Annotated in this window: 16 protein-coding genes; 14 read left to right on the forward strand and 2 right to left on the reverse strand. The window is 70.0% G+C overall.

Annotation, left to right across the window (positions count from 1 at the left end):
* Positions 1-20 precede the first annotated feature (20 nt).
* The 3 genes from AC069I_RS21985 to AC069I_RS21995 are packed head-to-tail and all read left to right on the forward strand — an operon-like array spanning position 21 to position 1,489.
* Positions 21-458, forward strand: a complete 438-nt coding sequence (locus tag AC069I_RS21985; RefSeq protein WP_478266300.1) for an SRPBCC family protein — start codon at positions 21-23, stop codon at positions 456-458.
* A gap of 51 nt (positions 459-509) precedes the next feature.
* Positions 510-1,091, forward strand: a complete 582-nt coding sequence (locus tag AC069I_RS21990; RefSeq protein ID WP_478227477.1) for a TetR/AcrR family transcriptional regulator — start codon at positions 510-512, stop codon at positions 1,089-1,091.
* Between the two features lie 35 nt (positions 1,092-1,126).
* Entirely contained in the window at positions 1,127-1,489 is a 363-nt protein-coding gene (locus tag AC069I_RS21995) for a winged helix-turn-helix transcriptional regulator (RefSeq protein WP_340683997.1), read from the forward strand.
* Here the strand turns inward: AC069I_RS21995 and AC069I_RS22000 are convergent.
* On the reverse strand, positions 1,474-2,070 hold the full coding sequence (locus tag AC069I_RS22000) for a TetR/AcrR family transcriptional regulator (RefSeq protein WP_478227352.1): 597 nt from the start codon (positions 2,068-2,070) through the stop codon (positions 1,474-1,476). The two genes, AC069I_RS21995 and AC069I_RS22000, sit on opposite strands and share 16 nt — an antisense overlap.
* A gap of 76 nt (positions 2,071-2,146) precedes the next feature.
* Between AC069I_RS22000 and AC069I_RS22005 the strand changes: the two genes are divergently transcribed.
* The 5 genes from AC069I_RS22005 (at position 2,147) to AC069I_RS22025 (ending at position 7,026) form a co-directional block, all read left to right on the forward strand.
* Complete coding sequence (locus tag AC069I_RS22005) at positions 2,147-2,689, forward strand: PH domain-containing protein (protein ID WP_478227351.1); 543 nt, start codon at positions 2,147-2,149, stop codon at positions 2,687-2,689.
* The gene (locus AC069I_RS22010) at positions 2,686-4,191 is read left to right on the forward strand and encodes a PH domain-containing protein (RefSeq protein ID WP_478266301.1); all 1,506 of its coding nucleotides are present in this window, start codon (positions 2,686-2,688) and stop codon (positions 4,189-4,191) included. The genes AC069I_RS22005 and AC069I_RS22010 overlap by 4 nt, the downstream gene beginning before the upstream one ends.
* 334 nt (positions 4,192-4,525) lie before the next feature.
* A complete protein-coding gene (locus AC069I_RS22015; protein ID WP_478266302.1) occupies positions 4,526-5,287 on the forward strand; it encodes an isocitrate lyase/PEP mutase family protein in 762 nt (253 codons plus the stop codon).
* Between the two features lie 10 nt (positions 5,288-5,297).
* Complete coding sequence (locus AC069I_RS22020) at positions 5,298-6,317, forward strand: aminotransferase class V-fold PLP-dependent enzyme (protein ID WP_478227348.1); 1,020 nt, start codon at positions 5,298-5,300, stop codon at positions 6,315-6,317.
* 88 nt (positions 6,318-6,405) lie between these two features.
* The gene (locus AC069I_RS22025; protein WP_478227347.1) at positions 6,406-7,026 is read left to right on the forward strand and encodes a hypothetical protein; all 621 of its coding nucleotides are present in this window, start codon (positions 6,406-6,408) and stop codon (positions 7,024-7,026) included.
* A gap of 100 nt (positions 7,027-7,126) precedes the next feature.
* Here the strand turns inward: AC069I_RS22025 and AC069I_RS22030 are convergent, their stop codons facing one another.
* Positions 7,127-8,053, reverse strand: coding sequence for a ferritin-like domain-containing protein (locus AC069I_RS22030; RefSeq protein ID WP_478235925.1), 927 nt, complete (start codon positions 8,051-8,053; stop codon positions 7,127-7,129).
* A 135-nt stretch (positions 8,054-8,188) separates the two neighbouring features.
* Here AC069I_RS22030 and rimP point away from each other — a divergent pair, with 135 nt between their 5' ends.
* The 6 genes from rimP to rbfA all read left to right on the forward strand — a co-directional run bounded on the left by rimP (position 8,189) and on the right by rbfA (position 14,301).
* Complete coding sequence (rimP, locus tag AC069I_RS22035) at positions 8,189-8,728, forward strand: ribosome maturation factor RimP (protein ID WP_340683989.1); 540 nt, start codon at positions 8,189-8,191, stop codon at positions 8,726-8,728.
* Positions 8,725-9,765, forward strand: a complete 1,041-nt coding sequence (gene nusA / locus AC069I_RS22040) for a transcription termination factor NusA (protein ID WP_034312226.1) — start codon at positions 8,725-8,727, stop codon at positions 9,763-9,765. Before rimP ends, nusA begins: the two co-directional genes overlap by 4 nt.
* Positions 9,766-9,875: 110 nt before the next feature.
* Positions 9,876-10,091: a DUF448 domain-containing protein gene (locus AC069I_RS22045; RefSeq protein ID WP_039919655.1), complete on the forward strand. Its 216-nt coding sequence runs from the start codon at positions 9,876-9,878 to the stop codon at positions 10,089-10,091.
* A gap of 145 nt (positions 10,092-10,236) precedes the next feature.
* Positions 10,237-13,254: a translation initiation factor IF-2 gene (infB, locus tag AC069I_RS22050; RefSeq protein WP_478227343.1), complete on the forward strand. Its 3,018-nt coding sequence runs from the start codon at positions 10,237-10,239 to the stop codon at positions 13,252-13,254.
* A 73-nt stretch (positions 13,255-13,327) separates the two neighbouring features.
* A complete protein-coding gene (locus tag AC069I_RS22055) occupies positions 13,328-13,621 on the forward strand; it encodes a DUF503 domain-containing protein (RefSeq protein WP_478266303.1) in 294 nt (97 codons plus the stop codon).
* 203 nt (positions 13,622-13,824) lie between these two features.
* Complete coding sequence (rbfA, locus tag AC069I_RS22060) at positions 13,825-14,301, forward strand: 30S ribosome-binding factor RbfA (protein ID WP_007029396.1); 477 nt, start codon at positions 13,825-13,827, stop codon at positions 14,299-14,301.
* Positions 14,302-14,306 lie beyond the last annotated feature (5 nt).

Below are 14,306 nucleotides of genomic sequence, written 5' to 3' on the forward strand. Positions count from 1 at the left end.
GCGAGAGAGAAGGAGCACGGATGGCGAAGATCCAGCGCATTTCCGTCCACGGTCACACGAGCGCGAGCCCCGAAGCCGTCTACGCCCTCCTCGAAGACCGCGAGCGTTGGCCCGACTGGTCACCCATGGGCGCGTTCCGCCTGCTCCAGAAGGGGGACGAGAACGGCCTCGGTGCCGTCGGCGTCTTCAGCACCAACGGCGTCCACAGCTGCGAAGAGGTCATCGCGCTCGAACCCGGCAAGCGTTTCGGCTACGCCCTGAAGAACGGGCTCCCGCTGCGCGACTACCGCGCCTACGTGGACCTCACTCCCGAGCGGAAGGGCACCGCGATCCACTGGCATTCCACGTTCACCGCCAAGATCCCGGGCACCGGCTGGTTCTATCGCCGGTTCCTCGGCCACTTCATCGGGCGTATGGTCGAGAGCCTCGTGGCGCGCGCCTCGCGTGGCGCACCATAAAGTAGGCGCATGGCAGCCCCACGACGCACCCAGGAGGAACGCAGCGCCGCGATGCGCGTCAGGCTGCTCGACGCCACGATCGACTGTCTCGTCGAATACGGCTACGCGGGCACCACGACCACCCGCGTCGCGGATCGCGCCGGGGTGACCCGCGGCGCGCAGGTGCACCATTTCCCGACCAAGACCGACCTCGTCACCTCCGCGATCCGGCATCTCGCGGCCAAGCGCACCGAGGTCGCGATGGCGGAGATCGACCGGCTCAAGGCCTCGGCGGATCCGGTCGGGGACGCGTTGCAACTGCTGTGGGAGATGCACCAGGGGCCGGTCTTCTCGGCGACGGTTGAGCTGTGGGTGGCGTCGCGGACCGACGCGGAACTGCGCGCCCAGATGGCGGTGGTCGAGCCGATCGCGACGAGCAGCCTGGTCGAGTTCGGCAAGGCGCTGCTGCCGGACCATTCGGCGCATCCGGAGTTCCTGCACGCGGTGTACACGGCGATGGACGTCGTCCGCGGCATCCTCATCGCCAGCTGGGCGACCCGCGACCGGACCGAGCTGGAGGCGCGCTGGGAGCGTGGCCGCCGTCATCTGATCCTGCTGTTCGAGGCGCTGATGCGGCCCACTCCCTCTCGCTAGGCGTGTTACTCTCCTCAGGAGAGTGAGGAGGTCACGTGCTCGGAAACCCGTACGACCCCGACTGCCCCACCCGCGCGCTGCTCGACCGCATCGGCGATCAGTGGACCGTGCTGATCGTCGGCGTGCTCGGCGACGGTCCGCTCCGGTTCACCGAGATCGGCAAACGCGTGCGCGGCATCTCGCAGAAGGTCCTCACTCAGACGCTGCGCAGCCTCGTCCGCGACGGCATCCTGACGCGCACCGCGTACCCGGAGATTCCTCCGCACGTCGAGTACGAGCTGACCGCGCTCGGCCGCAACCTCGCCGAACCGCTCGAGATGCTCGACCAGTGGGCTCGTGTCCACATGGGCGAAGTGCTCGACGCGCGCAAGAACCACGACGGTCAGCTCTCGGCCTGACCGAACAGCCGGTCGAGGTAGTAGTCCACAGTGGACAGCGCCTCCTCGGGCGTGCGGTGGTTCATCACGATGTTGGTGCCCTGCGAATCGGCGAGTGCCCAGAGGATCGCGGATTCGTGCATCGGGTCGGCCGACTTGTCGACATCGCCCGCCTCCTGGCCCTGGCGGATCAGGACGGCGAACAGTTCGAACAGCTGCGGGACGCCGTCGGTGAACGCGGCCGCGAACGACGGATCGGAGATCGCGCGGATGAAGAACGCGACGCCCATCAGCCAGTCGCCGCGCCCGCGCTCGTCGAGCGGCAGGATCTCCGTCATGATCGCGCGGATGATGGCCTTCGGTGCCGACGGCAGTTCGCCGGCTTCCAGCTGGGCCTTGATGCGCTCTTCGTAGACCTGTGAGCGGCGTTCGACGGCGAACAGCAGCATCTCGTCCTTGGTCTTGAAGTAATGCTGCACCAAACCCATCGACATGCCCGCTTCGGCGGCGACGTGCCGGAGGCTGACTCCTTCGAGGCCTCGCGTGGCCGTCAGCCGCGTCAGCGCCTCGGCGATCTCCGCTCGTCGCGTGGCGTGATCCACCTGCTTCGGCACCTTCACCGCCCGTTCCGCTGTTTGCCATGCGATCGCATTGCCACTACTGTCCGACGCTATTACGATGCGATCGCATTGTAAACGCTCGTCGGGGGTGATTTCGGTGGAAGCCGAACGGGGGAAGGTGCGGTTGAGGCCGCCGCGGAACGCGCTGGATCAGCGGGTCGTGGGCTGGTGGAGGCTGCAGGGAACGCTTTTCTGGGGTGCGCCGGTGCTGGTACTGGTGGTGCTCGGGCTGCTCATCACGCCCGCGCGCTTCTGGCTGCTGACACCGGCGGCGGTATTCGCGGTGCTGGGCCTGGTCTGGGTGATCGCGATGCCGCTGTGGTGGTTCAAGGTGCATCGCTGGGAGGTCACGGAGACGGCGGTGTACGCCCGCTCCGGGTTCTTCTGGCAGGAGTGGCGCGTCGCGCCGATGTCGCGGATCCAGACCGTGGACACCCTGCGCGGTCCGCTGCAGCAGCTGTTCAAGCTCGCGACCGTCACGGTCACCACGGCGTCGGCGCGGGGCGCGGTCAAGATCCGCGGGCTCGACCACGAACTGGCCGCGAGCCTGGCGGAGCAGCTCACCGAAACGACGCAGGCGACGCCGGGGGACGCGACATGACCTCGGGCGAGTTCGAGGGCTGGAACACACTCGACAAACGGACGCTCGCCGTCACCGCGCTGATGATGACCGGCGCGGCCGTCGGTGCCGCGATCCCGACCACGGCCGCGATCGTGAGCGGCGGAGGAAGGTTCTGGGTCGCGCTCGTCTGGGTCGTCGCCGGCGGGGTGGTCCTCATCGGCGGCGGCGTACTGGTGGAGCTCTTCTACTGGAAGGGCGTGCGCTACCGGGTCACGCCGGACCGGCTGGAGACGGCGTTCACCCTGGTCTTCAGGTCGCGGAAATCCCTGCAGCGGGAACGGATCCGCAACGTCGACCTGACGGCGAACCCGCTGCATCGGCTGTTCGGCGTCGCGGTGGTGACCATCGGCACCGGGTCGCACGAGTCGGGCGGGCAGGGCCGGATCAAGCTCAACCCCGTCTCACGCGCCGAGGCCGAACGGCTGCGCGCCGACCTGCTGCGCCGCGCGGAAATCGCGGAGGCCGACGAGAACGCGCCGCTCGCCGAGCTGGACCGGAGCTGGATCCGCTACGCACCGATGTCGTTCCTGACCCCGACCCTGGGACTGGCCGCGGGCGGCGGCCTGATGCAGGTCTCCGAATGGGTGGGACTGCAGAAAGGCCTGATCGACTGGGTGATCGGCCTGTTCCGCGGTATCCCGCTGGTGGTGGCGATCCTGATCCTGCTGGCGATCGCGATGGTCGTTGGCCTGATCGGCGCGCTGGGCCTGTGGATCGAGATGTGGTGGAACTTCCGGCTCGACCGCGAACCCGGCGGCACCCTGCGGGTGCGCCGAGGCCTGTTCACCACGCGCTCGATCTCGATCGAGGAACGCCGGATGCGCGGCATCGACCTCGTCGAGCCGCTCGGGAACCGGATCTCCGGCGCGGCGCGCGTCGACGCGATCGCCACCGGCATGCGGCAAAGCGACGACAAGGACAAGACCGACTACCACACGCTTTTGCCCGCCGCGCCCGTCGTGACGGCCAACCGGGTCGCCGCGTCGGTCCTGCGCGAACCGGTCTCGCCGACCGAAGCCGTCCGGCTCACCGGACACCCCCGCGCCGCGCGGGGACGGCTGCTGCGCTGGTGGGTCGGTTCGGTGGTGGTCCTGCTGGCGATCTTCGCGCTCCTCGGCTTCCTGCTGACCGACGTCCTCCTGGTGATCGGCGCCGCGCTCGGCGTCGTGCTGCTGCCGGCGTCGGTGCTGCTGGCGCTGGACGCCTATCGCAACCTCGGGCACGGGATCACCGGGCGGTACCTCGTCGGACGGCACGGGACCGTGCGGCGGAGCACGTTCGCCCTGGAACGCGAAGGCGTGATCGGCTGGACGGTGAAACAATCGATCTTCCAGCGGCGCAAGGGATTGCTGACCGTCGTGGCGACCACGGCCGCCGGTGCCGGGGCGTACTCCGTGTACGACGCGGGGGAGGAGCAGGGCCTGCTTTTCGCGGAGGAGTCCGTGCCGGAGCTGTTGACGCCCTTCCTGGAACGGGCCTGACGCTTCAAGGCGGGCGACCGTGTCGCGAAAGCCACTTTCGCAACTTCGCCGGGGGCGGTTGGCCTGGCGTGTTCTTGACTGTCCACAAGGGACATCGAGTTAGGACAAGGTGACCGATTGGGGTGCCTTGGGTGGGTTTTGCGTGGGGGTCGTGAGTGACGATTCGGGTTAGAACACGAATCGCCACTCACGACCCCCGCGCAAAACCGCGCATATGGCACTAACTGGACATCTGGCCGCCACGGCCGGCGGTCGTGTTGCGAAAACCACGTCGCCGGGAGCGCCGCCCATCGCTTCGGTCGTCACCGAAGCGTCCACTGGCTACCGTCGTGACATGACCTCATTCGCCGCCCTGCACGTCCCCGGTTCCCCGCTGCTCCTGCCGAACGTCTGGGAGTTCGGCACGGCCGCCTTCCTTGCCGTGCATGGCTTCTCGGCGCTCGGCACGACCAGTCTCGGGGTCTCGGCCGCCGAGGGCGAGCCGGACGGCGCCCCGTCCTCGAAGGAAGCCACCGTCCGGCTGGCGCGGCGGCTCACCGGGCTGGACACGCTCATCAGTGTCGATCTCGCCGACGGGTTCAGCGAAGACCCGGGCGAGGTCGGCGCGCTGGCGGCTGAGCTCGCCGAAGCCGGTGTCGCGGGCATCAACCTCGAAGACGCGCTGGGCGATCCCGTGCGGCACGCCGCCAAGATCGCGGCGGTGAAGGAACGCGCTCCCGGTCTCTTCGTCAACGCGCGGACGGACACGCATTGGCTGGGGGAGCCCGACATCGGCACCGCGATCGACCGTTCTCTGTCCTATGTGGACGCGGGCGCCGACGGGGTCTTCGTGCCGGGGCTCGCCGAACCCGCGGACGTCATGCGGCTGGTGAAGGCCGTCCGGGTGCCGGTGAACCTGCTGTTCCTGCCCGGCAAGGTCACCGTCGCGCGAGCGGCCGAACTCGGCGTCGCCCGGGTCAGTCTCGGTTCGCTGCCGTACCGGATGGCGCTGGCCGCCACGCTGCGCACGGTGGAGGCCGTTCGCGACGGCGGTGAACTCCCGTTGGCCCCGCCGTCGTACGCCGACGTCGCCGCCGTGCTCCCGGAATCTCATTAATCTCGGGAGCATGCAGACCTTCGGAGCCGAATTCGCCGTCCCGCCCGGTTATCTGAACACGCCCAGTATCGGCATCCCGCCGTCGCACGTGGCCGACGCCGTGGCGGAGGCGGTCGAGCGGTGGCGCCGCGGCGAAGCCCGTCCGGCGGACTTCGACGAGCCCGTCGCGCGGACCAGGGCGGGGTTCGGCGCGCTGATCGGGGTCCCGGCGGAGCGGGTCGCGATCGGGGCGTCCGTCTCGCAGCTGATCGCGAACGTGGCCGCCGGTCTGCCCGACGGCGCCAGTGTGCTGGCCGCCGCGAACGACTTCACGAGCGTCACCTTCCCGTTCGCGGCCCAGGCGCACCGCGGGGTGAAGGTCACCGAAGTCCCGTTGGCCGAGCTGTCCGCACGCGTCGAGGGGCACGACCTCGTCGCGGTCAGCGTCGTCCAGTCGGCCGATGGTGCCCAGGTCGACCTCGGCGCGCTCAGGGCCGCGGCCGAGGCGGCGGGTGCCGCGGTCCTGCTCGACGCCACGCAGGCCGCCGGGTGGCAGCCACTGGACCTCGGCTGGGCCGACTGGGTGGTCGCCGCCGGATACAAATGGCTGCTCGCGCCGCGCGGGGCGGCGTGGCTGGCCGCGCATCCGCGGGTGCTGGAGCGGGCGGTGCCGGTCGCCGCGAACTGGTACGCGGGGGAGGACCGCTGGCAGACCGTCTACGGCCTCCCGTTGCGCCTCGCCGAGGGCACCCGCTCGCTCGACCTGTCCCCGGCCTGGCTCGCGTTCGCCGGCGCCGCGGTGTCGCTGGACTACCTCGCGTCCCTGGACCTCGCCGCCGTCCGCGCGCACTGCGTGGGGCTCGCCGACTCACTCCTCGAAGCGCTCGGCTCACCCGGTCAGGGGAGCGCGATCGTCTCGCTCGACGCCGACGCCCGCCGGGTGCAGGAAGCGGGCATCGTGGCCGGTACCCGGGCCGGAAGGCAGCGATTCGGCTTCCATCTCTACAACACGGCTGACGACGTCGAACGGGTGATAAGCACGTTCAGGTGAACCGCCGGAGCGGCGTGAACTACCGTATGTTCCCGTGGTTGGTGCGCAATTTACCCCGGGACCGACGGAAACGGCCCGGCTTCAGCCGGTGCGACCGGCAGGGCCGGGCGGGCCGCCGCCCGCGCCGAATCCGCCGAGGGACACCAAGGGCCTGGCGCTCAAGGGCGCCGGACTGGTCGCCATCGCGGTCGTGTCCGCCCTGCTCTGGTGGCTGATCCGGCACGAGCCGGAACCCACCCCGGTCGCGGACCCGCCGTCGAAGAGCGGCCAGTTCCAGTACACGCTGGTCGAGGGGCCGCAGGTGACCACCGACTGCGCGAGCAAGGCCTACGGCGACACCAAGAAGTTCTTCACCGAGACGCCGTGCACGCGCCTTTCACGGGCGCTGTACACGACCGAGACCGGTGGGAAGAAGGCACTGGTGTCGGTCGTCCTGGTCACCATGCCCGGCGAGGTCACCGCGACCCAGCTCAAGGCGCTCACCGACAAGGACGGCACGGGCAACGTGTCCGACCTGGTGCGCGACGGGACCTTCAAGGCGCAGGGCGCTCCGAAGATCTCCGGGCAGGACGCGGCCTACGACTCCCACGTCAGCGGGCCGGAAGTGGCCATCGTGCTGGCCGGTTTCTACAACAAGCAGACCGACAAGCAGCTGCTGGAGCGGATCGCGACCGACGCCCTGCGGCTTTCGGGTGACCTGCGCCGCTGACCGGACCCTCAAGCGCTATGAAAGGTCCCTTCCTTGCAAAATTTGCAAGGAAGGGACCTTTCATAGCACGCGCGACGGGACCGAAGCCGCGCGAAAGACCTCAGACCGACTGGCCCGGCATGGCGATCGCCACCGGCTTCGCGCCGAACTCGGCCCGCCACGCCGTCCCCCGCCGCGCCGACCCGATCAGCGCGTTCAGCGCCGTCGTCCGCAAAGCCGCGTCGTCCGTCCGGTCGATCACGCCGAGCCAGGCCGAGGTCGCGTCCGCCTCGGCCGTCGCCACCAGTTCCATCGCCGAGTTCGCCTCGGTCACCGGCCTCGGCGGCACGTACGCGGCCTCCGGACCGGTGGGCGTCTGACCCGCCGCGGAAAGCATCCGTTCGCAGACGTCCCTCCGTTTGACGTGCTCGGCCGTGCCCCTGGCCACCGCGCCGGTGAAGGCGGCGGGCAGATACGCGCTGACCAACCCGTACACCCAGATCGCCGCGTGTTCGGCCGCCAGCGCCTGCTGGACGGCCTCCGCGCTCTCCCCGCCGAGCCGGACCCCGGCGGGCACTTCGACCGCGCCGGCGTCGTCGCCGCGGCCGAGCTTCTCCGAACTCTGCTGCAGCGCCGCGCAGCCCGCCGCGATCGAGGCGACCATCCCGGCGCGGTAGCGGGGCAGCGAAGGCACGAGGCCCTCGGCCTGCTTGCGGGCCTGGGCGAGCCGTTCCTTGAGCCCGTCCACCGACGACGGCGGGGTCTCCGCGGGACCGGACTGCTCCGGCTTCGGCCGGTTGAGCCGGTCGACCTCGGTCTTGAGCGCGGCCGCGTGCGCGGCCCGCGCGGTGGCGACCGCTTCGCCTTCGGCGCCCAGCGCCTTCGCGCCGGCCGCGTCGGTCTCCGCCGCGCGCAGCAGGGGACCCAGCGGGTCGGGGCTTTCGTCGAAGCCGGGGGAGCAGGCGGACGCCAGCGGCACGGCCAGCGCGGCCAGCGCTCCCATCCGCAGGAAAGTGCGACGGCTCGGCTCTGTCGATCTTCCGGTCACGCCGCCCCATCCTGCCAGTAGCCCGCGCGGGGCCGCCGCTCGCGCGTCACGCTGGGGTGACCGGATAAGCTGGACCACTACCGAACCCGGATCCACGCCGCCGGGTCGCCCACAGCCGAACAGGAGCGCTCCACCGTGCCCAACGACCTCGCCAGCAGGCTGGAGCCCATCGTGGCCGAAGCCGTCAAGGCCGCGGGTTTCGACCTCGATTCCTTCGAGGTCCAGCAGGCAGGCCGCCGCCAGCTGGTCAAGGTCGTCGTCGACGGGGACGACGGCGTCGGGCTGGACGAGGTGGCGAGCGTCAGCCGTGCCGTCTCCGCCGCGCTCGACGAGAACGAGCACGTGATCGCCAGCGCGTACACGCTCGAAGTCACCTCGCCGGGTCTCGACCGGCCCTTGACCTTGCAGCGGCACTGGCGGCGCGCGAAGTTCCGCCTCGTCAAGGTCACGCCGGCCGAAGGCGCGGCGTTCATCGGCCGCGTCGGGCACGCGGGGGAGAAATCCGCGCGAGTGCTCGTGGACGGCGAGATCCGGGACGTCCCCTACGCCTCGGTGACCAAGGCGGTCATCGAGATCGAGTTCAAGCAACCACCTGCCGAGGACCTGAAACTGTTGGAAAACGATGCGTCGGCCCTGAACGCCGCCACCACGGAGCCGAAGGAGGAGCCGAAGTGAACGTCGACATCGCCGCGCTGCGCGCGATCGAACGGGACAAGGACATCCCCTTCGAGACGGTGATCGAAGCGATCGAAACCGCGCTCCTCACCGCGTACAAGCACACCGAGGGCCACCAGCCGCACGCCAGGATCGACATCGATCGCAAGAGCGGGCTGGTCCGTGTCCTCGCGCACACCCTCACCCCGGACGGCCAGACCGACGAGGAGTGGGACGACACCCCCGAGGGCTTCGGCCGGATCGCGGCGACCACCGCGCGGCAGGTCATCCTGCAGCGGCTGCGCGACGCCGAGCACGAGAAGACCTTCGGCGAGTTCTCCGCCAAGGAGAACGAGATCGTCGCCGGCGTGGTGCAGCGTGACGCCCGCGCCAACGCCCGCGGCATGGTCGTCATCCAGGTCGGCGACATCGAAGGCGTGCTGCCCGCGATCGAGCAGGTGCCCGGCGAGACCTACGAGCACGGCGACCGGATCAAGGCCTACGTCGTGACCGTCTCGCGCGGCAACCGGGGCCCGCAGATCACGCTGTCCCGTTCGCATCCGAAGCTGGTGCACAAGCTGTTCGCCCTCGAGGTCCCCGAAATCGCCGACGGCACGGTCGAGATCGCCGCCGTCGCGCGGGAGCCGGGACACCGGACCAAGATCGCGGTCCGCTCGACGGTGCCCGGCGTCAACGCCAAGGGCGCCTGCATCGGCCCGGTCGGCGCGCGCGTGCGCAACGTGATGAGCGAGCTGGCGGGCGAGAAGATCGACATCATCGACTTCTCCGAAGACCCGGCGAAGTTCGTCGGGAATGCGCTGTCGCCCGCGAAGGTTGTCTCCGTACAGGTCGTCGACGAGCGGGCCAAGACCGCTCGGGTCGTCGTCCCGGACTACCAGCTTTCGCTCGCGATCGGCAAGGAAGGGCAGAACGCCCGCCTCGCCGCCCGGCTCACCGGCTGGCGTATCGACATCCGCAGTGACGCCGCCCCTGAGCAGGGTGACGAAGCACACGCCGGGCAGGCGCGGCCCGCCGCGGCAACCGGTTCGGCTGAGTGAAGGTCGAAGCGCTAGACTTACGAGTGGTTCAGAGCCCGCGGCCGGGAACCGACCTCCAGCATGACCGGGAAACTCCGGTTCGCACCTGTGTGGGTTGCCGTAAGCGGGCCTTGATCGGCGAGTTGCTGCGAGTGGTCGCGGCGGACGGTCGGCTGATCGTCGACGAACGTCGGCGGTTGCCGGGCCGGGGTGCCTGGTTGCACCCCGAGCCGGACTGTCTGGCCAAGGCCGAGCGGCGCAGAGCGTTCCCCCGGGCACTTCGTGTTCCAGGGTCGCTCGACGCCCAGGGTGTCCACGAACGCCTGGAGCGGCTCGCCGAGGAATGAGGGGCGCCGGGACATCCCCGGTGCCGGATGGAATCAGGAAGCAGGTCGACCCGTCATGAGTCAGCCGTGAAGCTGAATCAATGAACGCGCGACAATAGGACGAGGTCTGCGGGTCTGCCGCCGGCCTCCCCAGATGAGGAGAGCTGTGCCAGGCAAGGCCCGAGTACATGAGCTCGCGAAAGAGCTCGGCATCACCAGCAAGGAAGTTCTCGCCAAGTTGAAGGAACAGGGCGAGTTCGTGAAGTCCGCGTCGTCCACCGTCGAGGCGCCGGTCGCCCGTCGTCTCCGTGACGCGTATCCGTCCAAGGACGGCAAGAAGAAGCCGGTTCCGACCCCCGGCCCGCGCCCTTCACCCGCGCCGCCCGCGAAGCCCGCTGCCCCGGCTCCGGCCGCGAAGCCCGCTCAGCCCGCGCCCGCGGCGAAGTCCGAGGCCCCGGCCGCCCCCGCGGCATCCGCTCCGGCGGCGTCTGAAACGTCGGCCCCGGCCCAGCAACCGTCCCGGCCCGCTCCGGGCGCCCGCCCGGGTCCGCGCCCCGGCCCCCGGCCGCCGGCGCCCAAGGAAGAGGTCGCTCCGGCGGCGAAGGCCGCTCCGGCCGAGCCGAAGAAGGAGACCCCTCCGGCACCCGCCACCCCGCCCGCGTCCCAGACGCCGTCGCAGGGTTCGGTCGTGCCGCCGAAGCCGCAGGGCCCCAAGCCCGGCGGTCCGAAGCCCGGCCCGCGCACCCCGCGTGTCGGCAACAACCCGTTCGGCGTGGGTTCCGGTTCCCCGGCCCCGCGCCCGTCCGCCCCGCGTCCCGGCGGCGGCAACCAGCAGGGCGGCGACAACCGTCCGCCGCGTCCCGGTGGCGGGCAGGGCGGCGACCGTCCGGCCCCGCGTCCCGGTGGCGGCGCTCCCGGCGGTAACCGGCCCAGCCCGGGCAACATGCCCCCGCGCCCGAACCCCGGCATGATGCCGGGCCGCCCGGCCCGTCCGGCCGGTGGTCCCGGTGGCGGCCGCGGTGGTCCCGGTGGCGGAGCCCGTGGTGGCCCCGGCGGCGGCGCTCGTGGCGGTCCCGGTGGCGGCGGCGGAGGTTTCCGCGGTGGTCCCGGTGGCGGCGGCGGTGGCGGTTTCCGTCCCGGCGGCGGTGGCGGCGGTTTCCGTCCCGGTGGCGGTGGCCCCGGTGGCGGTGGCGGTGCCCCGGCCGGTGGCGGCGGTTTCCGTGGCGGCGGCGGTCGTGGCGGCCCCGGTGGCCGTGGCGGTACCGCGGGTGCCTTCGGGCGTCCCGGTGGCCCCTCGCGCAAGGGGCGTAAGTCGAAGCGGCAGAAGCGCCAGGAGTACATGGACAACATGCAGGCGCCCAGCGTCGGTGGTGTCCGTCTGCCCAAGGGGCAGGGCGAGACGATCCGCCTGCCGCGTGGTGCCTCGCTGACCGACTTCGCCGAGAAGATCGACGCCAACCCGGCTTCGCTGGTGCAGGTGCTCTTCCACCTCGGTGAGATGGTCACCGCGACGCAGTCGGTGTCCGACGACATCCTGGAACTGCTCGGCGGCGAAATGAACTACAACGTTCAGGTCGTCAGTCCCGAGGAAGAGGACCGGGAGCTGCTCGAGACCTTCGACATCACCTACGGCGAAGACGCGGGTGAGGAAGAGGATCTGCAGGTCCGTCCGCCGGTCGTGACCATCATGGGTCACGTCGACCACGGTAAGACCCGACTGCTCGACACGATCCGCAAGACGAAGGTGCGCGAAGGTGAAGCCGGTGGCATCACCCAGCACATCGGCGCCTACCAGATCGAGACCGAGCTCGAAGGCAACCCGCGTCTGATCACCTTCATCGACACCCCGGGTCACGAGGCGTTCACCGCCATGCGTGCCCGCGGTGCCAACTCGACCGACATCGCGGTGATCGTGGTGGCGGCCGACGACGGTGTGATGCCGCAGACGGTCGAGGCGATCAACCACGCGCAGGCCGCCAAGGCGCCGATCGTGGTCGCGATCAACAAGATCGACAAGGAAGGCGCGAACCCGGACAAGATCCGGCAGCAGCTGACCGAGTACGGCCTGGTCGCCGAGGAATACGGCGGCGACACGATGTTCGTCGAGATCTCCGCGCGGCAGAACATCAACATCGACGGCCTGCTCGAGGCGATCCTGCTGACCGCCGACGCCGCGCTGGACCTCCGGGCCAACCCGGACATGGAGGCCCAGGGTGTCGCGATCGAGGCCCACCTCGACCGCGGCCGCGGTCCGGTGGCCACGGTGCTGGTCCAGCGAGGCACGCTGCGCGTCGGTGACTCGGTCGTGGCGGGTGACGCCTACGGCCGCGTCCGCCGGATGGTCGACGAGCACAACGTCGACGTCACGGAGGCGTACCCGTCGCGTCCCGTCCAGGTCATCGGGTTCACCTCGGTGCCGGGTGCGGGCGACACCTTCCTGGTGGTCGACGAGGACCGCGTCGCCCGGCAGATCGCCGAGCGCCGCTCCGCCCGGACGCGCAACGCCCTCAACGCGTCGCGCCGCAAGCGGGTCAGCCTCGAGGACCTCGACTCCGCCTTGAAGGAGACGAACAGCCTCAACCTGATCATCAAGGGTGACAACTCCGGTACCGTCGAGGCCCTCGAAGCTTCGCTGGTGCAGCTCGAGGTCGGCGACGACGTCGAACTCAACGTCGTGCACCGCGGTGTCGGTGGCGTCACCGAGTCCGACATCGACCTGGCGACCGCGTCCGACGCGATCGTCCTGGGCTTCAACGTCCGTGCGCAGGGCAAGGCGACCGAGCGGGCCACCCGCGAAGGCGTCGACGTCCGGTACTACACGGTCATCTACCAGGCGATCGAGGAGATCGAGCAGGCTCTGAAGGGCATGCTCAAGCCGGAGTACGAAGAGGTCGAGCTCGGCAAGGCGGAGATCCGCGACGTCTTCAAGTCGTCGAAGATCGGCACCATCGCCGGTTGTCTCGTCGTCTCGGGCGAGATCCGCCGCAACGCGCGGGCCCGCCTGCTCCGCGACGCGACCGTCATCGCCGAGAACCTGCCGATCAGCTCGCTGCGGCGGTTCAAGGACGACGTGGTCGAGGTCCGCGACGGGTACGAGTGTGGTCTGACTCTGGGGTCGTACAGCGACCTCAAGGTCGGCGACATCATCGAGACCTACGAGCAGCGCGAAAAGCCGCGTGCGTAAGTGACAAAGCGGCGCTCCTCCGCATCTGGGCGGGGGAGCGCCGCTTCACCTTCGAAACAACCCAGAACCCCACATGTTCGTAGGAGCTCTTGAGCTCGACATCCTGCTGGGCGACGTCCACTCGCTCAAGCAGAAGCGATCCGTGATCAAGCCGGTGCTGGCCGAGGTGCGCAGGCGTTTCGACGTCTCCGTCGCCGAAGCGGGCCATCAAGACCTGCACCGGCGCGCGCTGATCGGTGTGGCCGTGGTCGCGGCGAGTGGCGAGCAGGTTCGTGACGTGCTCGACTCGTGTGAGCGCCTCGTGGCCGGAAGGCCGGAGTTCGACCTGCTCTCCACCCACCGCCGGCTGCTCGGCCCGGATGACTGAACCTGTCGGCGGAGTTGAGATGTAATCGGAGAGATGACCGTGCGCGCGAACCCGCCCGGCCGAAGGCCCCGCTATCGCGGTGGCAGGACGCCATGGTCGCGTGTCGTGACGTGGATGACCAGGCAGCGTCCTGCCGACGTCGATCGCGGTCGCGGGTTCACCGACAGACACTGAATGAAGATCTTTCGAGGAGACGAAATCCCATGGCCGACCCCGCTCGGGCTCGTAAGCTCGCCAAGCGGATCTCACAGATCGTCGCGCACGCGATCGAGCACGACATCAAGGATCCGCGGCTCAACCACGTGACGATCACCGACACGAAGATCACGGCGGATCTGCACGACGCCACGGTCTACTACACGGTGCTCGGCGAGAACCTGGAGTCAACGCCCGACCACGCCGGCGCCGCGGCGGCGCTCGAATCCGCCCGCGGTGTCCTGCGCACGAAGGTCGGTCAGGGCACGGGTGTCCGCTACACTCCGACGCTGGCCTTCGTGGCCGACAGCATTCCTGAGGACGCCAAGCGCATCGAAGACCTCCTCGCGAAGGCCAGGGAAGCCGACGCGGAGGTCGCCCGGCGGGCGACTGGGGCGCAGCACGCCGGTGAAGCCGACCCGTACAAGCCGCCGCGGGAAGAGGCCGAAGACGATGAGTTCGCCGACGAGGAGACCCGTCGCTGATCGGG

Source organism: Amycolatopsis sp. NPDC043885 (assembly GCF_056435685.1).

What these genes read in the sequence shown, in the direction of transcription:
- AC069I_RS22020 (WP_478227348.1), top strand. Translation starts at nt 5,298, where the DNA reads ATGCAGACCTTCGGAGCCGAATTCGCCGTCCCGCCCGGTTATCTGAAC.
- AC069I_RS22055 (WP_478266303.1), top strand. Translation starts at nt 13,328, where the DNA reads ATGTTCGTAGGAGCTCTTGAGCTCGACATCCTGCTGGGCGACGTCCAC.
- AC069I_RS21990 (WP_478227477.1), top strand. Translation starts at nt 510, where the DNA reads ATGCGCGTCAGGCTGCTCGACGCCACGATCGACTGTCTCGTCGAATAC.
- AC069I_RS22015 (WP_478266302.1), top strand. Translation starts at nt 4,526, where the DNA reads ATGACCTCATTCGCCGCCCTGCACGTCCCCGGTTCCCCGCTGCTCCTG.
- AC069I_RS22010 (WP_478266301.1), top strand. Translation starts at nt 2,686, where the DNA reads ATGACCTCGGGCGAGTTCGAGGGCTGGAACACACTCGACAAACGGACG.
- AC069I_RS21985 (WP_478266300.1), top strand. Translation starts at nt 21, where the DNA reads ATGGCGAAGATCCAGCGCATTTCCGTCCACGGTCACACGAGCGCGAGC.
- rbfA (WP_007029396.1), top strand. Translation starts at nt 13,825, where the DNA reads ATGGCCGACCCCGCTCGGGCTCGTAAGCTCGCCAAGCGGATCTCACAG.
- AC069I_RS22005 (WP_478227351.1), top strand. Translation starts at nt 2,147, where the DNA reads ATGCGATCGCATTGTAAACGCTCGTCGGGGGTGATTTCGGTGGAAGCC.